This is a genomic window from Halopelagius longus (assembly GCF_900100875.1).
GTDB lineage: Archaea > Halobacteriota > Halobacteria > Halobacteriales > Haloferacaceae > Halopelagius > Halopelagius longus.
In genome coordinates, this window is sequence record NZ_FNKQ01000003.1 from 100,483 (window position 1) to 122,994 (window position 22,512).

Here is a 22,512-nt window from a genome sequence, read left to right on the forward strand (position 1 = left end):
TGGCCCCGTCCCGGTATATAAACCTCGGGAGGGGACTCGACTCGCCTCTCACGCCCGTCGAACGACGACGACGGGTCCCTCGGGTCGGGAGAGAAGCGAGAACGAGAGCGCGTGCGACCCCGACCCGCGGAGGACGACAGGGCCGTCGGGCGTCCGCAGTGGAACCGGCAGCGACAGTCGCCGCACCGTCTCCCGGCCGCCGGAGAGGGCGTACGTCAGAACCGGCCGGGACCCCCTCTCCCCCGGTTTGCCGCCGACGGCGACGTACGAGACGCCGGCGGCAGTCCACGAACGTGCGGGGACGCTGACACGGACCGTCCGCCGCGGGGCCGTCGAGAGCGAGAGCGTCGGGTCGTCGCCGTACGCGAGCGATTCGACGGCCCGGACCATGCGCTCTGCGTCGGCGTCGAGATTCGTCGCCGCGCGGTCGGCGCGGGCGTCCTCGACGGCCGGAAGCGCCGCCGCGAGGAGTGCGGCGGCGAGCGTCGCCGCGAGGAGGAGCCGAATCACCTCAGAGCGCCCCGCGGAGGCGCGCCGCGAGGGAGTCAGTCTCCTCCTCCGCGTCGGAGGCGTCCGTTCCCGTCCGGTCAGCCCTCGTCCCCTCGTCCGCCGCCTCCGACAGGTCGTCGACGGGGACGCGTTCGACGACGAGTTCGTCGCCGTCGGCCTCCGGCGATTCGAGCCGTTCTATCGCCGCGAGGGCGGCGTCGGCCTTGCGTTCGACCGACTCGTCCACCGCGCGGACGCCGTCGAGGAGGCCGCGTACGGCGTCGAGTTCGGCTTCGAGCGTCTCGACTCGGTCCCGAAGCGCCTCCATTTCGGCGTCTCTCCCCGCCGTGTCGGCGTCCGCGTCTTCGACGCGCGCGCCGGTCGTCTCCCCGTCGTCGTCCGCCGGAGCGGACGTGTCAGTCGCCGGCGAGTCGACGCCGTCGCCGTCGCCGGTCACCGCTCGTTCGACGGCGTCGAGACGGGCGGCGAGCGCGTCGAAATCGGCGGAGTTCGTCCGTCGGTCGGTCGAGCGTCGCTCGGCGGTACCGCGCGTCGAGTTCGGAGCCATGGGCCGACTGGTCACGTCATCCAACTTAAACTACGGGTGGGGAAGGTTGAAGGTGTCCAGCCCCAAGCGAAGGGTATGAAAACCGTCCTGATTGGCGTCGGACAGGCGGGTGGCAAGCTCACCCGGGAACTGGCCGACTTCGACTCTCGAATGGGCTTCGGGGCCGTCCTCGGTGCCGTCGGAGTCAACACCGCAGAAGCAGACCTCCAAGAACTCCCGTTCGAGACGGTCCTCATCGGACAGGACCGCGTGAAGGGTCACGGCGTCGGCGGCGACAACGAACTCGGCGCGGAAGTGATGCAGTCGGACAAACAAGAGGTGCTCGCCGCCCTCGAAGGTCGAATCACCGCCGAGGCGGAGGCCATCTTCGTCGTCGCCGGACTCGGCGGCGGCACCGGGAGCGGCGGCGCGCCGGTCCTCGTGAAGGAACTCAAGCGCATCTACGACGTGCCCGTGTACGCCCTCGGCGTCCTCCCCGGCCGAAACGAGGGCGCGATGTATCAGGTGAACGCCGGCCGGTCGCTGAAGACCGTCGCGCGCGAAGCCGACTCGCTGCTCCTCGTCGACAACGACGCGTTCCGCGCCACCGGCGAGAGCCTCGGCGAGGGGTTCGACGCAATCAACCGCGAAATCGCCCAGCGGGTCGGCCTGCTGTTCGCTTCGGGCGAGGCCGTCGAGGGCGTCGGCGAGAGCGTCGTCGACTCCTCGGAGGTCATCAACACGCTCCGCTCCGGCGGCATCGCGGCGCTCGGGTACGCCTCTGGCGAGTCCGCCGAAAACGCGGAGGGGAACATAAACACCGTGATGAGCACGACCCGTCGCGCGCTCATGACGGGGACGAGCCTGCCGGAGGCGAACGAAGCCGACGCGGCGCTTCTCGTCGTCGCGGGCGTCCCCGACAAGATTCCGCGCAAGGGCGTCGAGCGCGCCCGGCGATGGCTCGAAGAGGAGACGGGCAGCCTGCAGGTCCGCGGCGGCGACTTCCCCCTCGACAGCGACCGAATCGCGTCGCTGATTCTGCTCGGCGGCGTCGAACGCTCCGACCGACTGGAGAAGTTCATGGCGCGCGCGAAGGAGGCCCAGAAGGAAGCCGAGGAGGAAGCCGAAAAGCAGGAAGACCCGGCGGACGCGTGGCGGAACGACGAGCTCGAAGACCTGCTCTGAGCGTCGGTACTGCTTCACGTGAGGCTACTTTTCGGATTCTACCGCGGAGAACGGAGAGCGACCGAAACGGAGAGCGACCGCCGAGTCGCGGTCGGTTACTGGTTGAGGAGGCTCGCGCCGTCGAAGTCGGGGCGGCCGTAGTCGACGCCCATCAGGTCCAGAATCGTCGGCGTGATGTCGTAGAGGTTGGCGTCCTCGATGCTCGCGTCCGGGTCATCGATGTAGAGCGACGCGTTGTCGAAGCTGTGCATGCCGTTCCGCGGCCCCTGTCCGAACACCTCGTCGTGGCCCTTGAAGCCGGATTTGAGGTCGAACCCGTTGTTCGGGACGACGACGAGGTCCGGCGCGATTTCGTCGTGGTCGCCGCGGAACGCCTCCTCCTTCTCGACGACGCGGGCGGCCACCTTGTTGCCGTCGGGGCCTTCGAGGTTCTCGAGCATCTCCTTCAGTTCGTCGCGGCGTTCCTCGTACTCCTCTTCGGGAACCGCACCGCGGGGTTCGCGGCCTTCGAGGTTGATGTAGAATCGGCCGGGGATGAGCGAGTACGCCAGCGTGTCGTCGGAGATATCGGCAAGCTGCTCGTGGTCGTCGTCCTCGTAGGAGAGCCACCCCTCCTCTTCGAGCAGGGCGTTGCAGTGCACCTCGTAGTCGAGCGAGGTGAAGCCGTGGTCGGAGGCGACGACCATCGTCACGTCGTCGGGGAGCATCTCCCGAATCTGGCCGAGGTAGTCGTCGACCTTCCGGTAGAACTCCATGAACGCCTCCTTGTTCTCGCCGTCGCGTTCGTAGTCCTTGAACAGGAAGTGGTTCAGCCGGTCGGTGGTCATGAAGACGCCGAAGAAGAGGTCCCAGTCGTCCTGTTGGATGTAGTGGGAGAACGCGTCGAACCGCCTATCGAGCGTCTCGTGGGCGTTCTCGACGAACTCGCTCTTGTCGTCTTGGTGGCCGAGCTTCGCGTTCACGTCGATGATGTAGTTCAGTTCTTCGAGCTTGTCGCGGAAGTCGTCGGGGTAGGCGGCCTTCTCGACGCTCGGCGAGAGGAACCCCGAGACCATGCGCTGGACGTTCCGCTGCGGCGGGAACGTCACGGGGACGTTCATCACGGTGGCCTTCCGGCCGGACTCCGTGACGCGGTCCCAGAGGCGCGTCGCCTGCACGTCTCGCCCCATCGGAACGTACGTGTCGTAGGAGCCGTTCTCCCGGTCTTGGAACCCGTAGACGCCGGTCTCGCCGGGGTTGACGCCGGTCGTCAGCGCCGGCCAACAGGCCGACGACTCGGGAGGGACGATACTCTCAATCTCCCCCGCGCTCCCCTCGTCGGCGAGGCGAGCCATGTTGGGGAACTCGTCGGGGTTCTCGGAGAGGAGACTAAACGGGACACCGTCGATTCCGATGAAGGCGACGCGCGGTTCGTCCTTCCCGCGCAGTCGGTCGAACAGACCCATAGAGTCCCGTACCGTGGTTACGCATAAGAAGGTTCTTCTACTTCCGAACGCCTGCCGCCGGCTACGACAATCTGAATCCGGATGACAGTCGTTTACACCGACTCGTCGGCGGCAACGCGGGCCGAAGACGGCTCCGAAGGGACGAAACGGAGGGGCGAAGGAGCGAAGTGCCGCGCCGACCTACTCCGAGGCAGTAACCGTGAAAGAGTTCGAGCGAAAGCAGTTACTCGAACGCGCCAATCGCGAGGCGGCCACGATAGGCGCGGACATCCCCGACGTTATCGACGTGCAGGGCGAAGAGGTCGAACTCCGCGACTTCGTCTTCGAGATAAAGCGCCGCGACACCGTCCCCGAGGGGGAGAAAGAGCGAGTCGAGACGGCGAAGCGAAACCTCCGGCGGGAGCGCCTCCAACGCCTCCAGAAGATAGAGGACAACGAGGTGAGCTTCGAGGAGGGCGAAAAACTCGTCGAGAGCATCATCGGCATCGACCGGGCGTTGAACGCCCTCGAACAGCTCCGGCCGAAGGACCTCGAACAGGAGGAGAAGATGCAGGAGGCCGCCGACAAGAAGCGCTGGATGAACTTCCTGAAGCAGGCGTTAGGTCGCGACGACGCCAGCAGTAAGCGGCGCGGAGGCCGCCCGTGAGCCGAAACGCCGACGTGGCCGCCCTGTTCGAGGAGTTCGCCGACAGGCTGGCGGCGAAAGGCGTCGAGTACAAGCCGAACGCCTACCGCCGCGCCGCGGACAACATCCGCGCGCACGACCGACCCATCGAGGGACTCGCCGCCGAGGGCGAGGAGGCCGTAGCGGAGATAGAGGGCGTCGGCGACGCCATCTCCTCGAAAGTCGTCGAGTACTTCGAGACCGGCGAAATCGAGGAGTTGGCGGAGTTGCGCGACGAGATGCCGGTCGACATACAGGCGCTGACGAGCGTCGAGGGCGTCGGCCCGAAGACGGCCGGGACGCTGTACGAGGCGCTCGGAATCACCACGCTCGACGAACTGGAGGCCGCCGCCGAGGCGGGCGAGATACGGGAGGTGTCGGGGTTCGGCGCGAAGACGGAGGAGAACATCCTCTCGAACGTCGCGTTCGCACGGCAAGCCCAAGAACGGGAGCGCATCGGGGACGCCCGCCCCCTCGCGGACGACGTGCTCGAACTGCTCCGCGGCGACGACGCGGTGTCGCAGGCGGAAGTCGCCGGGTCCATCCGCCGGTGGCGCGACACCATCGGCGACGTGGACGTGTTGGTCGCAAGCGAGGACGCGGCGTCCGTCGTGGAGACGTTCACCGGGTGGGCCGGCGCCTCGACGGTCATCGAGTCCGGCCCGGAGAAGGCGAGCGTCCGGGCCGACGGCGTCCGAATCGACCTCCGCGTCGTCGTCCCCGAGGAGTACGGCGCGGCACTGCAGTACTTCACCGGGAGCAAGAACCACAACCTCAAGGTGCGGAACGTCGCCATCCGGCGCGACCTGAAGATGAACGAGTACGGCGTCTTCGACGTTTCGGACGTCGAGGACCCCGACGCGGACCAACGGGTCGGCGAGCGAATCGCCGGCGAGACGGAGGAGTCGATGTACGCCGCCCTCGACATGCCCCTCATTCCGCCGGAACTCCGCGAGGACACCGGCGAGGTGGAGGCCGCGTTGGACGGCGACCTGCCGGACCTGATAGAGCGGTCCGACCTGCGCGGCGACCTGCACACCCACACGAACTGGTCCGACGGGCGCAACTCCCCCGAGGAGATGGTCGCCGCCGCGGAGGAACGCGGGTACGACTACTACGCGGTGACCGACCACGCGACCGGACCGGGGATGGTCGGCGGCGTCGGACTCGACGACGACGAACTGCGCGAGCAGATGGACGCCCTGCGCGAGGCGGCGGCGGACGCCGACCTCGAACTCCTCTGCGGCGTGGAGGCGAACATCGACGCGGAGGGCGGCATCCCCACCGACGACGAGGTGTTGGCCGAGTTGGACGTGGTGGTCGCCTCCCCGCACGCCGCCCTCGACCAAGACCCCGAGGCGGCGACCGAACGGTTGATTCGGGCGGTCGAACACCCGTCCGTCGACATCGTCGGCCACCCGACGGGCCGCCTCATCAACGACCGGGCGGGCCTCGACATCGACGTTCGACGGGTCGCCGAGGCCGCGGCCGAACACGACGTAGCGCTCGAAATCAACGCCGACCCGGCGCGACTGGACCTGCACGGCGAACGCGTGAAGACTGCCGTCGAGGCGGGCGCGACCGTCGCCGTCGATACCGACGCCCACCGACCGGAGACGCTCGACTACGCGCGGTACGGCGTCCACACCGCCCGCCGCGGGTGGTGCGAACCCGCGGACGTGCTGAACGCCCGGGACCTCTCCGACCTGCGGTCGTTCCTCCACTGATGGCCGAAGACCCGGAGACTGCGGGGGCCGACTCGGACCCCGCCGACGAGAACCGCCTCCTCCTCGATTCGATGCTCGGTAAACTGGCGACGTACCTGCGGATGTGCGGGTACGACGCAGCCTACGTCCTCGATTCGGGCGAGGACCCGGGCGACGAGCAACTCCTCGAACGCGCGCAGAAGGAGCACCGAACGCTCGTCACGCGCGACGAACAACTCGCGCGGCGCGCCCCCGAGAGCGTCTTCTTGCGGACCAAGGACATCGAAGCGCAGTTACGCGAGTTCCGCGACGCCGGGTACGACGTGAGCCTGAGCGACGAACCGGTCCGCTGTGGGTCGTGTAACGGGCGCGTCGTCCCCGTCGGCGACGAGGCGGACGTGCCGGCGTACGCGCCTGACGCGGAGGAGGCGAAGCGGTATCGCTGCCGCGACTGCGGGCAGGTGTTCTGGCGGGGGAGTCACTGGACCGACGTGGCGGAGCGACTGGACGGGCTAGCGGAGTAACGGGGGAGACGGAAAGCGAAGACGGAGAATCGGATTTTCGGGAACTCAGCGCGGCGTCCACTCGTCGCAGGCGTCCATGTCGTCCATCAGTTCGTCGTGTCGCCCGCAGTAGGGTTGGATGCCCTCGTCGGTTCGGACGTACTCGAAGTGGTCACAGTTGCCGCAGTAGGTGTCTGTCGGCGTCGATTGGGACTGCCCGGGGGAGTCCATCGGCGAGGAGAGCGACTGCGCGTCGGTGCCGCCGTCCGACATCGACGCCGTAGACGCCGGCGAGGGATTAGTTCGGGAGGGGGTGGCGCTCGAACCGGAGGATTCGGCCGAGTTCGGGGCGGTTTGGGTGTCCACCTCGCCGTCGGGTTGGCCGCCGAAGAAGCCGATGCCGCCGAGTCCGCCGCGGGAGCGTTCGACTTCGACGTAGCGGGTTTCGCCCTTCTTGGTCACCTCGACGGTGGCGGTTCCGCCGGGGTCGTTTCGCGTCTTGAAGTTGGCGACGCCGACGAACAGACACCAGAACGTGGTGATGGTTCCGAGGAAGTAGACGGCGACGGTGGGGAGCGTCAGTTCGGTGAGTCCCTGCCCGCAGGTCGCACCGGACCACTGGCAGGGGTACGCGTGCGAGAACAGGACGACGCCCATGAGCGCGATGGCCGCGCCGACGACGGCGGCGGCCTTCGTCAGCCGACCCGACGGAAGGACGGCGAAGACGCCCAAGAACACCGCGGGGACGCCGACGCCGCCGAGGATACCGCCGAGTTCCCGGACGTCGCCGAGCGTCGTTCCGGCCCCGATGAGAAGGTCCGTCGATGCGACGACGATTCCGGCGATGACGAGGAGTGCGCCGACGAGGAACAGCCCCAGTCCGAACGTCAGTCGCCGGAGGCTCGGCCCCGAACGTCCCTCCCCGTGGTACACCTCCGAGAGACTGGTCATGGGCCGAGGTTGAACCTCATCCCACAAAACGGTGCGTCAGACGGACGTACGACGCGAGCGGACTATCGCCGGCCGGAGAGCGTTCGCCTCCGACTCCCGAAGCGCCGCGAGAGCCCCGGGAGAGCGGCCCTGCGGCCACCTGCAGTCGTGTCGAAGGGATTATTGCCGGGGATGGTGAACCTCGGAGTATGGCTGACGAGGAAGAAGACGAGGGACCCGTCGTGGAACTCGGCGAAGAGACGCCCGTCGAAGGGCAGCCAATCGCGCGCGTCGCGTCCCGACTGACGTGGCCCAAACAGGCCAGTTGGGTCGAACGGCAGGAGGGCGACGCCGTGATTCGGACGCCGTCGGGCCCGCAGACGCTCTCTGACGTGCTCGACCGGGTGGACGAGACGTACTTCGACAAGCGCCAGACGTTCATCGAGGAGGTCCGGTCGGTCGTCGGGACCGGACCCGTCGAGACGGAGTAGGAAACCCACCGGTGTTCGGATATCGGACGCTTCGGAACTCGCTCGCCCGCCTCACGTGGGTTCAGCGCTCCCTCCTCCTCGGATTTCTCCTGACGGTTCTGTGGGGGGTCTGGACCGTCCCGCCGGACGACCTCACGTACCGCGTGGTCCGCGACGTTATCGTGTTCGTCGTCTTTCCGGGCGCACTCGCCATCACGCACGGGCGCAACCTCGGATGGCGCGTGGACCGGACGGTGCTCCGAAACACCGTCCTGTTGGCCCTGTTCGTCCTCCCCTTCTACCTCGTCGGGTCGTCGCTCCCCTCGATACGGGCGTACTACCCGATGTGGGAGACCAGCGCCGCCCTCGGGGAGTTCCTGCCGCACGCCCTCAAACAGTTGATCGTCGTTATCGCGGCGGAGACGTACTACCGCGGACTGCTCTGCGTCGGCGTCGGCGACGAACTCGGCTTCAAGAGCGTGTTCATAAGCCCCGTCGTCTACGCGTTCCACCACCTCGGAAAACCGCCGATAGAGCTCCTCCTCTCGGGGCCGACGGACGTGCTGTTCGGCGCGGTGGACTACAAGAGCGACTCGATTCTCCCCTCGGTCGTCGCCCACGGGTTGGGCCTCGGACTCCTCGATTGGTTGGTCCTGCACGACCCCCTGCTGCCGCCCGAACAGGTCGCCGCGTGGTTCCGGTGGTTGCAGGTGCCGCTGTAAACCACCTTTTTACAGGGGGCCCTCGGCGGCGGCTCCGCCGTCACCGGACTACGTCCGGGGGGCCGCCGAACGAAGTTCGGCGACGCCGCCTCGAACCCCGCCAGAAACGTTGGACCCAAAAAGCCGCGACTCGCTCGCTATCGCTCGCTCGCCGCGGTACGATACGGTACCGCATCGCTTACCGCAACGGCACCGCTACTGCGACGGCACCGCTACTGCGACGGATAGTCGTGCACGTTAGACGCACTCCCATAGATTTTCGCCGGTACCGCGCGAACCGAAGCGTATGGCACTACCGTTCGACCCCGACAGTCTCGACTCGGACGACATCGGCGAGAAGCGCGCGACGCTCCACATGGACCACGAGGAGGCGGTCGAACACGTCCGCGAGGCGTTCACAGACGCCGGGTTCGGCGTGGCGACGGAGTTTTCCCCCTCGGAACTACTGAACGAGAAGGTGGACGCGGACCGCGACCCCTACTACGTCCTCGGGGCGTGCAACCCCCAGATGGCCGACGAAGTCCTCGACGCCACCGACAACCGGATGGGGGCGCTGTTCCCCTGTAACGTGGTCGTCTGGCAGGAGGAACCGGGCGTCCAGACGGTCTACCACGTGAGCATCATGCGAATCGGCAGGCTCACCGGGGTGGCACCCGACGACGAGGCGATGGCCGAGATAATCGAGAAAACGGGCGAACTCGCCGACGAAGCGTACGCGAACCTCGACGCCGCCGAGTGACCGCGCGGCGGTCCGCGGGCGTCACGTCTCTTTGCCTTCGAACACCGCATCGAGGATGTTCTCCGCGTCGCCGAGATCGTCCGCCAAGGCGACGCGGGTCTCGCCGTCGGAGAACGCCACGAGACCCTCCGATTCGAGCTTCGGGAGGTGAGCGTGGTGAAGGGAGATGAGAACGGAGTCGATGTGGCGGTCCGAGAGGTCCTCGTTCGGAAAGTCCGTCTCCTTCATCGCCACGTCCGTCGCCAAGGCGTCTATCGACATCGGCGTCTCGTTCTCTTTGAGCGACAGCAGAACCAGTAGACGACGCGTGTTGGCCAGCGCGTTGAGCCTCCGTACGTCGTCATCCATGGTTCTGTAAATAGACGCTGAATATGGCGCTGAATACACAATCTCCTCGCACGAATATTATACCTTGCGTCGGAACCACGCGGCGAAAGTACGCGTCCGTCAGTGAGTCCGTCGGGGAGTCGAGCGAACGTCGGAGTTCGCGGGCGGTTCAGGAGAAGTCGGCCAGATTCATCTGGAGACCCGAGGCCATCGTCGACTTCCGCCGCAGGTCGGCGAGCGAGACGGGGAGGTATTCGGCGACCTGACGGACGGCGGCGGCGAACGTCTCCGCCTCCGCGTGTTCGCCGTCGAAGGCGTTCCGAATCGACTCCCGCACCTGCCAGACGCCGACCGGTCCCCAGTAGTCGTCGGAGACGTGCCGGACGACGAGCGCTTTCGCCTGCCGCCCGCGTTCTTCGAGGTGTTCGAGGACGCCGAGTCGGGAGGCGTGGTACGCCCCCGCCGTCTCCTCTACGTACCCGGTGCGTCCCTCGAACCCCTCGCGGTCCGCCGCCAGCCACATCCCCGCGTCGGGGTCGGGGTTCCAGACGCTCCCCGGCGCTTTCAGTTCGACGAGTTCGTACTCCCAGTCGCCGGGCGCGAGAATCACCCAGAAGGCGTTTCCGAGGAACTCCTCGCGGTGAATTTCCACGGAGTTCACGCTCGGATTCGTCTGGATTCCCCCGCGGAGGAACTTCCCGACGGTGTCGTCGACGGCGGTGATGGACCACCGCGTCGGGACGAGTTTCCGGTTCCGTCCCTGTCCGAGTGCGCCCGCCGAGAGGATGGTGTTGATGTCGTAGACGTCGAACCCGCGGCGGTAGAGGTAGTTCATCGCACCCTCGGCGTTCCAGTCGTCGTCTTCGAGCGTCTTCTCCACCGGACGGGGGACGTGGGGGTTCTCCGCCAAGTCGGCGGATTGGGCTCTGGCGCGGGGACCGGTCGGCGTCGCGATGTCGTTTTCGGTCACGTCGAAGTCGATGTCCGGCGTCCCGTCGAGGCCGATTTCGACGCTCACCGGCCGATCGGCGATGGCGACTTCGCGTTGGACGCCGAGGAACCCGTCCCACGCGTCGTGCACCTCGACGGACTTCGTGGTCTGATTCGAGTTCAAGAGGCTGGTCCGTCGCTGAAACACGTCGTCGATGCTGACGCCCTCGTCGTACCACCCGGCGGACGTCTCGAACCGGGCGGCGTCGTCCTCGTGGCCGACGGGCGAGAGGATGCCCGTCGAGACGTTCGGGTAGTTCGAAGTGCCGACGAAGATGGAGGGCGAGACGCTCCCGAACAGCGAATCGCCCTGCACCGTCTCCTCGAACCGGTGTTGGAACTGTTCGAGGTGGTCGAGGATGTCGTAGGACTTCTCTTGGGCGAGGCGGCGACGCTTCGCGCGTTCGCCCTCCGCTTCGAGGTCCATGTACTCGTCGAGGCGCATCCTACTCGCCGGAGATACCGCGGCCAGTCGCTTGAACCTGTCGCGCGCGGACCGCGCGACGATAGATGGGGACTGCGGAATCGCAGTCGGGGACGAAAACGAGAACCGAGTCGAAACCGGGTCGGGTCGAAGCGAGTCGAACCGATCCGAATCGAATCGGAGGAGTCGAAGTCGGGCGGTGCCGAGAGGAGTCGGGTCGGGCGCGAGGCGGCGTTACCCGTGGATGCCCATCGCTTCGATCTGCTCTTGGTAGCGGTTGCGGATGGTCACTTCCGTGACCTGCGCCACGTCGGCGACTTCGCGTTGGGTCTTCTTCTCGTTACAGAGAAGCGACGCGGCGTAGATGGCCGCGGCGGCGTACCCCGTCGGGGACTTCCCCGAGAGCAGTCCCTTCTCCGCCGTCGTCTCGATTATCTCGTTTGCCTTCGATTGGACTTCCTTCGAGAGGTCGAGTTCCGAGCAGAACCGGGGGACGTACTTCTTGGGGTCTACGGGCTTCATCTCGAGTCCGAGTTCCTGCGAGATGTAGCGGTACGTCCGGCCGATTTCCTTCCGCTCGACGCGGGAGACTTCCGAAATCTCCTCGAGCGACCGGGGGATGCCCTCCTTCCGACAGGCGGCGTAGAGCGCGGAGGTGGCGACGCCCTCGATGGAACGGCCTCGGATGAGGTCCTCGCTGAGCGCGCGCCGGTAGATGACGGAGGCGACTTCCCGCACCGACCGCGGGACGCCGAGTGCCGAGGCCATCCGGTCTATCTCCGAGAGCGCGAACTGCAGGTTGCGTTCGCCCGCGTCCTTCGTCCGGATTCGCTCCTGCCACTTGCGGAGGCGGTGCATCTGCGACCGCTTCCGCGAGGAGATAGAGCGCCCGTACGCGTCTTTGTCCTTCCAGTCGATGGTCGTCGTCAGCCCCTTGTCGTGCATCGTCTGGGTCGTCGGCGCGCCGACGCGGGACTTCTCCTGACGCTCGGAGTGGTTGAACGCGCGCCACTCCGGACCGGGGTCTATCTGTTCTTCCTCGATTATGATTCCCGTCGGTTCGTGGATGAGTTCGCCGTCGCCCGTGCGGACGAGTTCCTCCTCGTCCACCTCCTCTAAGTCTATCTCGTCCTCCTCTTCGTCGTCTACGTTCTCACTTTCGCCCTGCCATCGCGTCCGTTCAACATCTCGCTCCCGCTGGCGGGTGGGCCGTGTCATCGCATTTTTATAGTCCAGAGTGGCTTACACTTAAAATCTGGGGCGCATTACGGTGAACGTCCGGCGCGCGCGGAGTTCGGAGCGAACGCGATTTACGGACGCTCGTAAATGTGGGTGTATGCCGACTGTCGAGTGCGACCCAGAGGAGGCCCGACGGCGACTCGAAGACGCCGGCGTCGAGGTCCGAGAGGGAAACACGGAGTACGAACGATGGCGGGCGACGCGCGGCGACGCAACCGCCGTCGCCTACGACGAGAAAGTCGTCGTGCAGGGGGCGAACCCGACCGACCTCGTCGCCCTGTTGGAGTCCCGCGGCGGCCGAGCGCACGTCTACTTCGACGGCGCGAGTCGCGGCAACCCCGGTCCGGGTGCCGTCGGGTGGGTCATCGTCTCCGGGGACGGAATCGTCGGCGAGGGCTCCGACACCGTCGGGAAGACGACGAACAACCGCGCGGAGTACGAGGCGCTGATTCGGGCGTTGGAGGCCGCCGACTCGTACGGCTTCGACGAGGTGGACGTCCGCGGCGACTCAGAACTCATCGTCAAACAGGTCCGCGGCGAGTACGACACCAACAACCCCGAACTCCGGGAGCGTCGCGTCCGGGTCAGGGAACTCCTCGAACGGTTCGACCGGTGGTCCTTAGAGCACGTGCCGCGGGAGATAAACGAGCGCGCCGACTCACTAGCGAACGAGGCACTCGACCATGCCTGAGGACGGTTCTTCCGACGAGACGGACGGCACCGACGAACTGCCCGAGGAGGTGATAGACGAGGTGGAGCGTCTGACCCGACTCGCGCGAGACGCGGTAGACGAGAACGAAGCCGCCGCCTACGAGGACCGACGCGAGACGATTCTCGACCGGTTCGAGTTCGACGTGCGCGTCCGCGAGGAGGACGAGACGCTGGTCCTGTACCCCTCGGAGTGGCTCGAAGACGGCGTGGTCCAACTGGACCGAATCGACGACGTAGAGCGGGGGATAGAGCGTCCGCTGGGAACCGACGCGGGAGACGAAAGCGAGTTCGACGCCGTCGAGAGTCACAACTCCTCGGTGGTGGATGCGGTCGAAGAAGCCCACGGCCCGGTACACGCGGCGAATGCGCGCGTGTTCGCGGACTTCATGAGTAACCACTACGTTCGGCGCGTCGAGTCGGCGTCGCGGAAAGAACTGCGGGAGTTTCTCGACGAGTACTACCCGCGGAACGCGTGGCCGTCGGAAGCCCAGTCGTCCGTCGTCGACGAGAGTCTCGAACTGACGTTCGAGGCCGCCGGGGCGGACGTGCCCGAGTTCTGAGTTCCGTCGGCGCTCGCGTTTACAGGTACGAGTCGATGAGTTCGCGGACTTCGTCGGCGCGGGTGTCGCCCGTGACGAACTTGCCGAGCATCCAGTCGAACCGGTCGAGGACGGCGTCGTGGCCCTTCTCGGTCAGTTCGTACTGGTTGGTTCGCTTGTCGAGTTCGCTCTTCTCGACGAGTCCCAGTTCGACTAAGTCGTCGAGGTTGGGGTACAGACGGCCGTGGTTGACTTCCGTGCCGTAGTACTCTTCGAGATTTCGCTTGATAGCGAGCCCGTACATGGGTTCCTCGGCCAGGATGACGAGGATGTTCTGTTGGAACGCGGTGAGGTCCCGCGCAATGCCCGAGATGTCGGTAACTGTTTGTGCCTCTGACATGGTAGGCAAAATGTCATCAAGCTATTTAACACTTCTCAACTCACGGTCTGTTTCCCCGTTCGTCCGTCGAAACCGGACCTTTGACGGGGGTAACGTTGTGTATGAGTTCCCGCTCTAGAGTCCATTTTCGGTCACTTTTGTCAAGAAAGGTTCGTCATTCGAGAACCCCGCGGTGTTATCTGTGGCCGTTCGTCTGTCAAATTTTACGAGGCGATTCCCGGACGGAACGGCGACTCCGATGCGAAAATACTTTGCCCGCGTTGGGAGTGGCAGACGGTATGGTGAATCTCTGGGAAGAGATGGAGACCGGCCCGGACGCGCCCGACGAAATCTACGCGGTCGTCGAGTGCCTGAAGGGAGAGCGGAACAAGTACGAGTACGACAAGGACATCCCCGGCGTCGTACTCGACCGAGTTCTCCACTCGAACGTCCACTACCCCTCCGACTACGGCTTCATCCCGCAGACGTACTACGACGACGAGGACCCCTTCGACGTTCTCGTCCTCGTCGAGGACCAGACGTTCCCCGGGTGCGTCATCGAGGCCCGTCCCGTCGCCCTCATGGAGATGGACGACGACGGCGAGAAGGACGACAAGGTCATCGCCGTCCCCGTCGAGGACCCCCGCTACGACCACGTGCAGGACGTCGAGGACCTGACCGACCAGCAGAAGGCGGAAATCTCCGAGTTCTTCGAGACGTACAAGAACCTCGAAGAGGGCAAGCAGACGGAAGTCCTCGGCTGGGAGGACGCCCAAGCCGCGAAGGACGCCGTCGAACACGCGATGGACCTCTACGAAGAGAAATTCGCGTAACCCGACGCTCGAACGCGAGACACACTTTTTCGTCGCCGTCGAGGACGCCGACCAGCGTCGCACGTCCGTTCCCGACGCGCCGCCCGACGGCGAGGGGCCGATTCCCGCCGGTAATCTCCGCCGCCGGGAGCATGTGTTATGCTTATGAGTAATCTTTTCCCCGCGAGTCCCCTACTTCGAACCGAGATGAGCGCCGATAGCGCGTACCCCGGTATAGACCACGTAACGGTCGTCCCGACGAACTACCGCCCGGACGACTCCGAGGGCGGCGACGCCGACGCCGAGGGGAGCGACGAGTCGGCGACGGCGGAGTGACGGCGGCGGACCGGCAGTGACTGACCGGCGGTGACGCGCGGTTCGGGTTCTCCTTCGGCGGTGTCCTTCGACGGTAAAGTATCGTCTTCGCGCGCGAGGGGAACCCCTTTTATCGCGCCGGAATCAACCCTCGGTAATGGCAACCTGCGACGAGTGCGGGAAGCACGAGAACCTCCCGTACCAGTGCCGACGGTGCGGGAACACGTTCTGTGCGGAGCACCGCCTCCCGGAGAACCACGACTGCCCGGGGTTGTCGGAGTGGGACGACCCCTCGGGGGTGTTCGACAGCGGTTTCGACGACTCGGTGGCCGACGAGGGCGGACGCACCTCGGGCGTCCTCGACCGTCTCACCGGGACCGGCGGTCCGCTCGGCTACTTCCGCGGCAACATGGCGTACACCTTCCTCGCGCTGATGTGGGTGACGTTCGGTCTCCAACTCCTGCTCAGCGTCGTACTCGGCAGACCGCGGTTGATGTCGTCGCTGTTCGTCCTCCAGTCGAACAACCTGACCTACGTCTGGACGTGGGTCACCTCCATCTTCGCCCACAACGGGTTCTACCACATCGTCGGCAACAGCATCGTCCTGTACTTCTTCGGCCCGTTGGTCGAACGGTACGTCGGGTCCAAGAAGTTCGCCATCCTGTTTCTCGTAAGCGGGATGACCGCCGGACTCGCCCACGTCGGGTCGAGTCTGCTCCTCAATCCGGGGATTCCGACCGCCGTCCTCGGGGCGTCGGGCGCGGTGTTCGCCGTCCTCGGCGTTCTGACGGTGCTGAACCCGAGCCTGAAGATATACCTCTACTTCCTGATTCCCGTCCCGCTTTGGCTGTTCACCGCCGGGTTCGCCCTCATCTCGACGGTGTTCTTCGTCTCGCCGAGCGCCGCCGGGGCGGTCGGACAGGGTAACGTCGCGCACTTCGCACACCTCGTCGGCCTCGTCATCGGTCTGGCGTACGGCCGCCGAGTGAAAGGCAGACGGCGGGTCCCCAACAGCCTCCAGTTCGGAAGCGGCGGCGGCAGGGGTCCCGGCGGTCCGGGCAGGCGCTTCTGAGATGCTCCCGGCCCGCCCCGAGTTCGTCCCGGACTCGTCGCAGTCGCGCGACGAGATGGAGTCGATGCAACTCGACGTCGCCGACGCCGCGACGTGGGACGACGACTTCGGATTCGACGCCGAAGAAGTCGGACTCGCCGACTGGGCACCCGACGACGCCCCCCTCGTCGCGGGCGTCGACCAAGCGTTCCTCGACGAACGGGCGGTCAGCGTCGTCGTCGTCATGCGCGGGGGTCGGGTGATCGAGCGAGCGTCCGCCGTCGTCGACCTCGAAATCCCGTACATCCCCGGACTGCTCTCGTTCCGCGAGGGGAACCCGATCCTCGCCGCCTTCGAGGAGTTGGAGGCGACGCCGGACCTCGTCGTCTTCGACGGGAGCGGTCGCATCCACTTCCGGCAGGCGGGGTTGGCGACGCACCTCGGCGTCGTCCTCGACGTTCCGAGCGTCGGCGTCGCAAAGAGCCTCCTCTGCGGGACGCCCCGCGAGGACGTGGACGGCAGACCCGCCGGGTGGCGGACCGAGATTCTCGCCGACGGCAGAGTGGAGAACGCCGCCCCCGAGGAACTCATCGGCCACGCCTACCAGTCGCGGCAGTACGCCAACGAACCCATCGTCAACCCGTTGTACGTCAGTCCGGGCCACCGCGTCTCGGTGCCGACGGCGACCGATCTGGTGGCGCGCCTCTGCGGAGACTACAAACTCCCGGAACCGACGCGGCACGCGGACTCCTACGCCGACGAGGCGAAGTCGTCGGCCGAGAAGTAGGTATAGACCGCCTACAATTAACTCACCGGGGGCCGATGACGGTGACGTGCATCCCAAGACGGTCCTCATCACCGGTTGTTCGTCCGGCATCGGCCGCGCCACCGCCCGTCAGTTTCTCGACGAGGACTGGCTGGTTTACGCGACGGCGCGAAATCCCGCCGACATCGAGACGCTGGGCGAGGAAGGTTGCGAGATCGCCACGCTGGACGTGACCGAACAGGACGACGTGGACCGCGTGGTGGAGCGAATCATCGACGAGGAGGGACACATCTCGGCGCTGGTGAACAACGCCGGATTCGGCCAGTTTGGACCCCTCGAAGACGTTCCGACCGAACAGGTCCACCGCCAGTTCGACGTGAACGTCTACGGCCCGCACCGCCTCATCCGCGCCGTCCTCCCGCACATGCGCGAACAAGGCGACGGCACCATCGTCAACGTCTCCAGCGTCGCCGGGCGCGTCTCCTTCCCCGGCGGCGGCGTCTACGCGGGGTCGAAGTTCGCCGTCGAGGCGATGACCGACGCCCTGCGGAACGAGGTGGCCGAGTACGGCATCGACGCCGTCGTCGTCGAACCCGGACCGGTGACGACGAACTTCTCGAACCGCGCGCAGGAGGAGGTGTCCGGCGAGGACGACATCCCCGGCATCGAACGCTCTGGCGCCTACGAGTCGTTCTACGCCCTCTTCGAGGACACGAGAGCCCTCGGCGGCGGCGGCCCGGGGTCGATTTCGGCCGACCGCGTCGCCGACGACATCGTCGACGCGGCGTCCTCGACGCAACCGAAGGCGCGCTACCAACCCGGGACGGTGGCGCGCGTCTCGACGCTCGCGCGCTTCCTCCCGGACGCGTGGTTCGACACCACGTACCGACTCCTGCAGAAACTGGTGTGAGCGCCGGCCGACCGCCCTGGGATTTCCGCTCCCGTCGCAGTCGCCGCCTCTCCTCCCGTCCCCGCGCCCGCAGTCGCGTCTACGCCAGACAGGCGGCGACGACGCGGAGGGCGTCCTCGCCCTGTACCTCCTCGGCGAGGAGGGGGACGCGCTTCACGTCCCGGCCGCGGAACAGGTCCGTCGCCGTCTGGAGGGCGTTCTGTTGGACCTGCCAGCGCCGCTGACAGAACTCGCAGTGCTCCAAGTCGGGCGTGACGACCCACTTCGGGTCCACCGACGCGTCCGTCACGTCCGCGAGGTTCTCCATGACGCGGTTGACGACGAGCGTCTGCACCGGAATCTCGTAGCCGTCGAGTCGTTCGACGAGTCGCTTCGACTCCACGACGCTCATCTCCTCGGGAATCATCACGACGCGGAAGTCGGTCTTCGAGGGGTCCCGCAGGACGCGGCGGAGTCGCTCGATTCGCTCGCGGAGTTCGTCTAAGTCGCCCGCGCCCGACTGGCCCGTCCCGCCGCCGAACAGCCCCTTGATCTGGTCCATCATGCCGGAGAACTGCTGTTTCATCCGGGCGATTCGCCCGAGCATCGAGTCCATCACCTCGGGGAGTTCGAGCAAGCGGAGCGTGTGCCCCGTCGGCGCGGTGTCCACGACGACGCGGTCGAATCGGGGGTCGTCGAGGTACGCGAGCAGTTGCTGCATCGCCGCCGCCTCGTCCGCGCCGGGCATCGAACCGGGCGACATCCCCATCGGCCCGTCCGGGCCGAGTAACTGTTCCATCCCGCCCATGTCCATCCCGAAGGGGTTCTGTCCCGAGTCGTCGCCGAAGGGGTTCCCCTCGCCTCCGCCGGACTCCTCGAAGGGGTTCGCCTCGTCGGCGGACTCGAAGGGGTTCTCGTCCGACTCGGGGTCGAACCCGCCGGCATCGTCGGCCCCGGCGAACGGCCCCTCCATCGCCGCGTCGGGGTCGATTTCGGCGGCGTACAGGGGCATGTCTTCGCGCACGCGCGCGGGTTCGGCGGGCACGTCGGTTCCGAGCGTGTCCGAAAGCGAGTGTGCGGGGTCGGTCGAGACGACGAGCGTCGCGGTGCCGTCGGCGGCGGACGCGAGCGCAGTCGCCGCGGCCATCGTCGTCTTGCCGACGCCGCCCTTCCCGCCGTAGAGGACGTACTCGGGGGCGTCCACGCCCGACGGGAGGTTCGTCTCGTCGGTTCGCGTCTCGGTGTCGACGGGGACGCCCGCGCTCCCGCCGTCCTCCGGCGTCTCGTCGCTCGACTCGTCCGCCTCGGCGTCGTCTTCGACGCGTTCGACGGGTTCGACGTCGATGTCGGCCATGGGCGGAGGGACGCGGCGCGGACTTGTGTACCCGTCGGTCTGGTTTACTCGTCCGACGCCGAGAAGTAGTCGGCCAAGCGGGCGGCGGCGTCGTCGGCCCGCGGGGTGCAGAGGGCGAAGCGAATCCAGTCGTCGTACGCCTCGCCGAACGCCTCGCCGGGCATCCCCGCGACGCCCGCCTCGTCTATCAGTTTCTTCACGTTCTCCAGCGTTCCGGGGAACTCCTCGAACCGCGCCAGCACGTAGAACCCGCCGTCGGGGTCGGTGTAGGACGCCCCCGCGGCGTCGAGTGCGTCCGTGAACGCGTCGATTCGGTCCCGAAGTCTGTCGCGCGCCGCCTCGTAGTACTCCGGCGGCGTCTCCTCCAACGCCCGGAGGACGGCCGCCTGCGCCGGTCTGCTGGTGGCGACGTTCACGAGCATGTGGCGCGTCTTCGCCGCCTCGACGAGCGATTCGGGGAACACGGCGTACCCGACGCGGAATCCCGTTATCGCCATCGTCTTCGAGTACGCCGACGTGACGACGACGTTCTCGGAGTCGAAGGTGAGTGCGCTCTCGAACCGCCCGGAGAAGTCGAAGTGGTCGTACACCTCGTCCACGAGGAGGAGGGCGTCGTTCTCCTCGGCTAAAGCGACGAGTTCGGCCACCGACTCGCGGTCGTACACCGCGCCGGTCGGGTTGTTCGGCGTGTTGACGACGACGCAGGCTGTTTCCTCGGAGACGGCGGCCCGCATCGCGTCGAGGTCCAACGACCCGTCGGTTGCGACGGGCACCTTCGTCGCCGACGCGCCGAGCATCTGCGCCTTCCCCGGGTAGTACGGGTACACCGGGTCGGTCAGCACCATCTCCTCGCCCGCGTCCCGTTCCATCGCGCGCGCCATGGCCAGATAGTTCGCCTCGCCCGCGCCGTTCGTCACGACGACGCGGTCGGAATCGACGTTCCGACGGGCGGCCATCTCCTCGCGGAGTCGCCGCAGGCCCTCGCTCGGGGGGTACTGGAAGTCGGCTGGGTCGCCGTCGGCGTACTCGCGCAGTCCCTCCCGGACGGCGGCCGGCGGGTCCCAGTCCGGACTCCCCGACACCATGTCCACCACGTCCCTGTCTGCGCGGTGGGCGTACTGCATCACGAGATAGAACAGGGGCGAGTCGTAGGCGTCGCCTGCACCCTCCTCGGAGTTCATGTCGTGCGACGGGTGGCCGCCGAAGGTGGTGGTTCTTTCGCTCTCGGCGAGTCCACTCGCCGACGTCCCCCTCGCTCACTCCGTTCGCTCGCGGGACTCCCGGCGAGTCAGCGAGGTACTTTTGCCGACCGCCCCCGTCGTCTCTCGCATGCGCGAGTTCGCCTCCGACCCGCCGGTCGAAGAACGCGTCGGCGACGCCCTCCGCGAGACGGGGGAGACGGTGGCCGTCGCCGAATCCTGCACCGGCGGCCTCGTCGGGTCGCTTCTGACCGACGTGCCGGGCTCTTCGGACTACTTCGACCGGTCGGTCGTCACCTACTCCTACGACGCGAAGTTGACCGAACTGGCCGTCTCGCGGGAGTCGTTGGACGAACACGGGGCCGTCTCGGAACCCGTCGCCCGGCAGATGGCCGCGGGCGTCCGTGACACCGCCGGCACCGACTGGGGCGTCGCCACGACCGGTATCGCGGGACCGACCGGCGGGACGGACGAGAAACCGGTCGGAACGGTGTTCGTCGGCCTCGCCCGCGCCGGCGAGTGGGGAAGCGGCGACTCCGAGACGACGGTCGAACGGCGCGTCTTCGACGGCGACAGGCGGCAGGTGAAAGAGCAGATAGCTCGGACGGCGCTGGAGACGGTCGTCGCAGCAGTCGAGTCCGAGTGAGTCGGCGCGGGGCGACACCGCTCCCGTTTCCGTCCGCCCCCGTCGGAGGAGCGTCGAACGCTCTCGTCACGTGACAAAACGTTTGTATCACAGGGTTGCGGACTAGTCACTGATGAACAAAGACGGTCACGTGCTGAACGCCGCGCTGTTGGCGGTCGGTCTCGGCGTCGTCCTCAGCGTCGACCCGACGGCGGGTCCCGTCGTGGACGACTCCCCGACGGAACTGCTACTCGCGGCGGGGCGGACGGTGGTCGAACTCTCCTTACCCGTCGTCCTCGGCGCTCTGTTCCCCGACGTCGACACGGCGTTCGGGAAACACCGCAAGACGCTACACAACCTCCCCGTGCTGGCGCTTTTCGTCGCCTTCCCCCTCGTCTTCGGCAACTTGGAGTACGTCTGGGTGGGCGTGGCGACGCACTACCTGCTCGACGTGGTGGGGTCGAAGCGCGGCATCGCGCTGTTCTACCCGTTCTCGCCGACGGAGTACGGTCTGCCGACTGGCGTCGCCACGTCGAGCAAGTGGGCCACGTCCGTCACCGTCGTCGTGACCGTCCTCGAACTGGCCGCGTTGGCCCTCGTCCACTACTTCGTCTTCGCCCTCGATACGACGTTCGTCGAGATGATGGCGATGGTCGGCGTCTGAGGCCCGAGACTAGTACTCGCGCACGTCGTCGAACCGGCCGTCGTAGGCGATGTGACCGGGATGCGTCGGTTCCATCCCGGACAGAAAGAGGCGGTCTATCTTCCCCCACGAGTTCTCGAACCCGAGGTGGGCGAACTCCGCGAGTGCCCGGCCGCGGTGGCGGAGTCCCGGCCGGTACATGACGCGGCGGGGCGCGCCCGAACGGAGGGCCGCCACGAGGTCTGATTCGGACTCGATGGGGCGGTCGAACTCCGTCCACGCCTCGCCGACTGAGCCCAGCAGGTGGGCGTACGACGACCCGAACCCGGGGAGGTCGAACTCTCGGGCGACGTCGCGGGCCGCGCGGTTGTGGTACGGGAGCGACTTCGCGTTGTACGTCTCCACCGCGTGAATCTCGTCGCGGTGGGCGGCGATTTCGTCGCGGCCCAGACTCACGGTCAGAAGCGTCGGGTGCGGGACGAGGACGGCCGCCTCCTGTTCGGCGAGGGTGGCGAACGCCCCCTCCATCGAGATGAAGTCGGGGACGGGGTCCGAGAGACCGACCGCGAGGAGGTGACGGCGGCGTCGCCACGACCCGGTGAACACCTCGCGGGCGGGGACGACGAGGAGTTCGTCGTCGGAGAACTCCGCCGCGCGTTCGCGGATGTCCGGCAGGCGCACGAAGTGCGGCGCGTACACCAACACGTCGATGCCGCGGTCCTTCGCGCGGGCGACGACGCGTTCGTCGAGAATCTTCACGTGCATATCGACGCGGGTCGTTTCCGAGGCGGACGCGGTCACGTCTCTCGATGGGCGGACGCCGGAGTTAGATATTACTATTTACCGACC

At 66.9% G+C, this 22,512-nt stretch carries 27 protein-coding genes; 16 read left to right on the forward strand and 11 right to left on the reverse strand.

Translation table 11 applies throughout. The features are described 5' to 3' along the window. Positions 1 to 48 precede the first annotated feature (48 nt). Entirely contained in the window at positions 49 to 510 is a 462-nt protein-coding gene (locus BLS11_RS11175) for a DUF7311 family protein (RefSeq protein WP_092537481.1), read from the reverse strand. 1 nt (position 511) lies between these two features. Beyond that, a complete protein-coding gene (locus BLS11_RS11180) occupies positions 512 to 1,057 on the reverse strand; it encodes a DUF7310 family coiled-coil domain-containing protein (protein ID WP_175454437.1) in 546 nt (181 codons plus the stop codon). A gap of 75 nt (positions 1,058 to 1,132) precedes the next feature. On the opposite strand from BLS11_RS11180, the gene BLS11_RS11185 reads away from it, so the two are divergent. Further along, positions 1,133 to 2,221 carry a tubulin/FtsZ family protein gene (locus BLS11_RS11185; protein ID WP_092537483.1) on the forward strand — a complete coding sequence of 363 codons (1,089 nt, stop codon included), beginning with the start codon at positions 1,133 to 1,135 and terminating at the stop codon, positions 2,219 to 2,221. Positions 2,222 to 2,316: 95 nt separating this feature from the next. On the opposite strand, the gene BLS11_RS11190 is transcribed toward BLS11_RS11185, so the two are convergent. Further along, complete coding sequence (locus tag BLS11_RS11190) at positions 2,317 to 3,666, reverse strand: alkaline phosphatase family protein (protein WP_092537485.1); 1,350 nt, start codon at positions 3,664 to 3,666, stop codon at positions 2,317 to 2,319. Positions 3,667 to 3,865: 199 nt separating this feature from the next. Here BLS11_RS11190 and BLS11_RS11195 point away from each other — a divergent pair, with 199 nt between their 5' ends. Genes BLS11_RS11195 through BLS11_RS11205 form a run of 3 tightly spaced genes read left to right on the forward strand, consistent with a single transcriptional unit; the run spans position 3,866 to position 6,560 of the window. Then, positions 3,866 to 4,312 carry a DUF5788 family protein gene (locus BLS11_RS11195; RefSeq protein ID WP_092537487.1) on the forward strand — a complete coding sequence of 149 codons (447 nt, stop codon included), beginning with the start codon at positions 3,866 to 3,868 and terminating at the stop codon, positions 4,310 to 4,312. After that, a complete protein-coding gene (gene polX, locus BLS11_RS11200; RefSeq protein ID WP_092537489.1) occupies positions 4,309 to 6,057 on the forward strand; it encodes a DNA polymerase/3'-5' exonuclease PolX in 1,749 nt (582 codons plus the stop codon). Before BLS11_RS11195 ends, polX begins: the two co-directional genes overlap by 4 nt. Continuing rightward, entirely contained in the window at positions 6,057 to 6,560 is a 504-nt protein-coding gene (locus BLS11_RS11205) for a DUF5615 family PIN-like protein (RefSeq protein ID WP_092537491.1), read from the forward strand. Before polX ends, BLS11_RS11205 begins: the two co-directional genes overlap by 1 nt. A 45-nt stretch (positions 6,561 to 6,605) precedes the next feature. On the opposite strand, the gene BLS11_RS11210 is transcribed toward BLS11_RS11205, so the two are convergent. Further along, entirely contained in the window at positions 6,606 to 7,490 is an 885-nt protein-coding gene (locus BLS11_RS11210) for a cell division protein CdpA domain-containing protein (RefSeq protein WP_092537493.1), read from the reverse strand. Between the two features lie 188 nt (positions 7,491 to 7,678). On the opposite strand from BLS11_RS11210, the gene BLS11_RS11215 reads away from it, so the two are divergent. The 3 genes from BLS11_RS11215 (at position 7,679) to BLS11_RS11225 (ending at position 9,400) form a co-directional block, all read left to right on the forward strand. Next, the gene (locus BLS11_RS11215; RefSeq protein WP_092537495.1) at positions 7,679 to 7,960 is read left to right on the forward strand and encodes a DUF5789 family protein; all 282 of its coding nucleotides are present in this window, start codon (positions 7,679 to 7,681) and stop codon (positions 7,958 to 7,960) included. Positions 7,961 to 7,971: 11 nt separating this feature from the next. Then, positions 7,972 to 8,661: a CPBP family intramembrane glutamic endopeptidase gene (locus BLS11_RS11220; RefSeq protein ID WP_092537497.1), complete on the forward strand. Its 690-nt coding sequence runs from the start codon at positions 7,972 to 7,974 to the stop codon at positions 8,659 to 8,661. A gap of 286 nt (positions 8,662 to 8,947) precedes the next feature. Further along, positions 8,948 to 9,400, forward strand: a complete 453-nt coding sequence (locus BLS11_RS11225) for a DUF302 domain-containing protein (protein ID WP_092537499.1) — start codon at positions 8,948 to 8,950, stop codon at positions 9,398 to 9,400. Positions 9,401 to 9,421: 21 nt separating this feature from the next. Here BLS11_RS11225 and BLS11_RS11230 read toward each other — a convergent pair whose 3' ends face one another. From BLS11_RS11230 to BLS11_RS11240, 3 genes are all read right to left on the reverse strand, one after another. Next, positions 9,422 to 9,748, reverse strand: a complete 327-nt coding sequence (locus BLS11_RS11230) for a DUF7344 domain-containing protein (RefSeq protein ID WP_092537501.1) — start codon at positions 9,746 to 9,748, stop codon at positions 9,422 to 9,424. Between the two features lie 148 nt (positions 9,749 to 9,896). Next, complete coding sequence (gene nreA, locus BLS11_RS11235; RefSeq protein WP_092537503.1) at positions 9,897 to 11,162, reverse strand: DNA repair protein NreA; 1,266 nt, start codon at positions 11,160 to 11,162, stop codon at positions 9,897 to 9,899. Positions 11,163 to 11,375: 213 nt separating this feature from the next. Beyond that, a complete protein-coding gene (locus BLS11_RS11240) occupies positions 11,376 to 12,359 on the reverse strand; it encodes a transcription initiation factor IIB (protein WP_092537505.1) in 984 nt (327 codons plus the stop codon). A gap of 118 nt (positions 12,360 to 12,477) precedes the next feature. Between BLS11_RS11240 and rnhA the strand changes: the two genes are divergently transcribed. Then, a complete protein-coding gene (rnhA, locus tag BLS11_RS11245) occupies positions 12,478 to 13,071 on the forward strand; it encodes a ribonuclease HI (protein ID WP_092537507.1) in 594 nt (197 codons plus the stop codon). Continuing rightward, positions 13,064 to 13,651, forward strand: a complete 588-nt coding sequence (locus tag BLS11_RS11250) for a DUF7108 family protein (RefSeq protein WP_092537509.1) — start codon at positions 13,064 to 13,066, stop codon at positions 13,649 to 13,651. The genes rnhA and BLS11_RS11250 overlap by 8 nt, the downstream gene beginning before the upstream one ends. Before the next feature lie 19 nt (positions 13,652 to 13,670). Here the strand turns inward: BLS11_RS11250 and BLS11_RS11255 are convergent, their stop codons facing one another. Beyond that, the gene (locus tag BLS11_RS11255) at positions 13,671 to 14,030 is read right to left on the reverse strand and encodes a PadR family transcriptional regulator (protein WP_092537512.1); all 360 of its coding nucleotides are present in this window, start codon (positions 14,028 to 14,030) and stop codon (positions 13,671 to 13,673) included. A gap of 278 nt (positions 14,031 to 14,308) precedes the next feature. Here BLS11_RS11255 and BLS11_RS11260 point away from each other — a divergent pair, with 278 nt between their 5' ends. The 5 genes from BLS11_RS11260 to BLS11_RS11275 all read left to right on the forward strand — a co-directional run bounded on the left by BLS11_RS11260 (position 14,309) and on the right by BLS11_RS11275 (position 17,863). Further along, complete coding sequence (locus BLS11_RS11260; RefSeq protein WP_092537514.1) at positions 14,309 to 14,842, forward strand: inorganic diphosphatase; 534 nt, start codon at positions 14,309 to 14,311, stop codon at positions 14,840 to 14,842. Positions 14,843 to 15,028: 186 nt separating this feature from the next. Continuing rightward, positions 15,029 to 15,157, forward strand: coding sequence for a hypothetical protein (locus BLS11_RS19865; RefSeq protein WP_258555446.1), 129 nt, complete (start codon positions 15,029 to 15,031; stop codon positions 15,155 to 15,157). A gap of 136 nt (positions 15,158 to 15,293) precedes the next feature. Next, complete coding sequence (locus BLS11_RS11265) at positions 15,294 to 16,208, forward strand: rhomboid family intramembrane serine protease (RefSeq protein ID WP_092537516.1); 915 nt, start codon at positions 15,294 to 15,296, stop codon at positions 16,206 to 16,208. Position 16,209: 1 nt separating this feature from the next. Next, positions 16,210 to 16,974 (forward strand): endonuclease V, encoded by a 765-nt coding sequence (locus BLS11_RS11270; protein ID WP_092537518.1) that lies wholly within the window; start codon positions 16,210 to 16,212, stop codon positions 16,972 to 16,974. 46 nt (positions 16,975 to 17,020) lie between these two features. Beyond that, positions 17,021 to 17,863 (forward strand): SDR family oxidoreductase, encoded by an 843-nt coding sequence (locus BLS11_RS11275; RefSeq protein ID WP_092537520.1) that lies wholly within the window; start codon positions 17,021 to 17,023, stop codon positions 17,861 to 17,863. A 79-nt stretch (positions 17,864 to 17,942) separates the two neighbouring features. Here BLS11_RS11275 and BLS11_RS11280 read toward each other — a convergent pair whose 3' ends face one another. Together BLS11_RS11280 and BLS11_RS11285 are read right to left on the reverse strand one after the other, a co-directional pair. Beyond that, complete coding sequence (locus BLS11_RS11280) at positions 17,943 to 19,196, reverse strand: ArsA family ATPase (protein ID WP_092537523.1); 1,254 nt, start codon at positions 19,194 to 19,196, stop codon at positions 17,943 to 17,945. Positions 19,197 to 19,240: 44 nt separating this feature from the next. Continuing rightward, positions 19,241 to 20,377 (reverse strand): pyridoxal phosphate-dependent aminotransferase, encoded by a 1,137-nt coding sequence (locus tag BLS11_RS11285; RefSeq protein ID WP_092537525.1) that lies wholly within the window; start codon positions 20,375 to 20,377, stop codon positions 19,241 to 19,243. 148 nt (positions 20,378 to 20,525) lie between these two features. Between BLS11_RS11285 and BLS11_RS11290 the strand changes: the two genes are divergently transcribed. Together BLS11_RS11290 and BLS11_RS11295 are read left to right on the forward strand one after the other, a co-directional pair. Then, a complete protein-coding gene (locus BLS11_RS11290; RefSeq protein WP_092538577.1) occupies positions 20,526 to 21,041 on the forward strand; it encodes a CinA family protein in 516 nt (171 codons plus the stop codon). Between the two features lie 112 nt (positions 21,042 to 21,153). Then, the gene (locus BLS11_RS11295) at positions 21,154 to 21,684 is read left to right on the forward strand and encodes a metal-dependent hydrolase (RefSeq protein WP_092537527.1); all 531 of its coding nucleotides are present in this window, start codon (positions 21,154 to 21,156) and stop codon (positions 21,682 to 21,684) included. Between the two features lie 9 nt (positions 21,685 to 21,693). Here BLS11_RS11295 and BLS11_RS11300 read toward each other — a convergent pair whose 3' ends face one another. Continuing rightward, positions 21,694 to 22,428, reverse strand: coding sequence for a PHP-associated domain-containing protein (locus tag BLS11_RS11300; protein WP_092538578.1), 735 nt, complete (start codon positions 22,426 to 22,428; stop codon positions 21,694 to 21,696). Positions 22,429 to 22,512: the final 84 nt, after the last annotated feature.

Coding starts and splice junctions, on each gene's coding strand:
- BLS11_RS11180 (WP_175454437.1), bottom strand. CDS start 1,057: ATGGCTCCGAACTCGACGCGCGGTACCGCCGAGCGACGCTCGACCGAC.
- BLS11_RS11185 (WP_092537483.1), top strand. CDS start 1,133: ATGAAAACCGTCCTGATTGGCGTCGGACAGGCGGGTGGCAAGCTCACC.
- BLS11_RS11190 (WP_092537485.1), bottom strand. CDS start 3,666: ATGGGTCTGTTCGACCGACTGCGCGGGAAGGACGAACCGCGCGTCGCC.
- BLS11_RS11205 (WP_092537491.1), top strand. CDS start 6,057: ATGGCCGAAGACCCGGAGACTGCGGGGGCCGACTCGGACCCCGCCGAC.
- BLS11_RS11210 (WP_092537493.1), bottom strand. CDS start 7,490: ATGACCAGTCTCTCGGAGGTGTACCACGGGGAGGGACGTTCGGGGCCG.
- BLS11_RS11215 (WP_092537495.1), top strand. CDS start 7,679: ATGGCTGACGAGGAAGAAGACGAGGGACCCGTCGTGGAACTCGGCGAA.
- BLS11_RS11225 (WP_092537499.1), top strand. CDS start 8,948: ATGGCACTACCGTTCGACCCCGACAGTCTCGACTCGGACGACATCGGC.
- BLS11_RS11230 (WP_092537501.1), bottom strand. CDS start 9,748: ATGGATGACGACGTACGGAGGCTCAACGCGCTGGCCAACACGCGTCGT.
- nreA (WP_092537503.1), bottom strand. CDS start 11,162: ATGCGCCTCGACGAGTACATGGACCTCGAAGCGGAGGGCGAACGCGCG.
- BLS11_RS11240 (WP_092537505.1), bottom strand. CDS start 12,359: ATGACACGGCCCACCCGCCAGCGGGAGCGAGATGTTGAACGGACGCGA.
- rnhA (WP_092537507.1), top strand. CDS start 12,478: ATGCCGACTGTCGAGTGCGACCCAGAGGAGGCCCGACGGCGACTCGAA.
- BLS11_RS11250 (WP_092537509.1), top strand. CDS start 13,064: ATGCCTGAGGACGGTTCTTCCGACGAGACGGACGGCACCGACGAACTG.
- BLS11_RS11255 (WP_092537512.1), bottom strand. CDS start 14,030: ATGTCAGAGGCACAAACAGTTACCGACATCTCGGGCATTGCGCGGGAC.
- BLS11_RS11260 (WP_092537514.1), top strand. CDS start 14,309: ATGGTGAATCTCTGGGAAGAGATGGAGACCGGCCCGGACGCGCCCGAC.
- BLS11_RS19865 (WP_258555446.1), top strand. CDS start 15,029: ATGAGCGCCGATAGCGCGTACCCCGGTATAGACCACGTAACGGTCGTC.
- BLS11_RS11265 (WP_092537516.1), top strand. CDS start 15,294: ATGGCAACCTGCGACGAGTGCGGGAAGCACGAGAACCTCCCGTACCAG.
- BLS11_RS11270 (WP_092537518.1), top strand. CDS start 16,210: ATGCTCCCGGCCCGCCCCGAGTTCGTCCCGGACTCGTCGCAGTCGCGC.
- BLS11_RS11280 (WP_092537523.1), bottom strand. CDS start 19,196: ATGGCCGACATCGACGTCGAACCCGTCGAACGCGTCGAAGACGACGCC.
- BLS11_RS11285 (WP_092537525.1), bottom strand. CDS start 20,377: ATGAACTCCGAGGAGGGTGCAGGCGACGCCTACGACTCGCCCCTGTTC.
- BLS11_RS11290 (WP_092538577.1), top strand. CDS start 20,526: ATGCGCGAGTTCGCCTCCGACCCGCCGGTCGAAGAACGCGTCGGCGAC.
- BLS11_RS11295 (WP_092537527.1), top strand. CDS start 21,154: ATGAACAAAGACGGTCACGTGCTGAACGCCGCGCTGTTGGCGGTCGGT.
- BLS11_RS11300 (WP_092538578.1), bottom strand. CDS start 22,428: ATGCACGTGAAGATTCTCGACGAACGCGTCGTCGCCCGCGCGAAGGAC.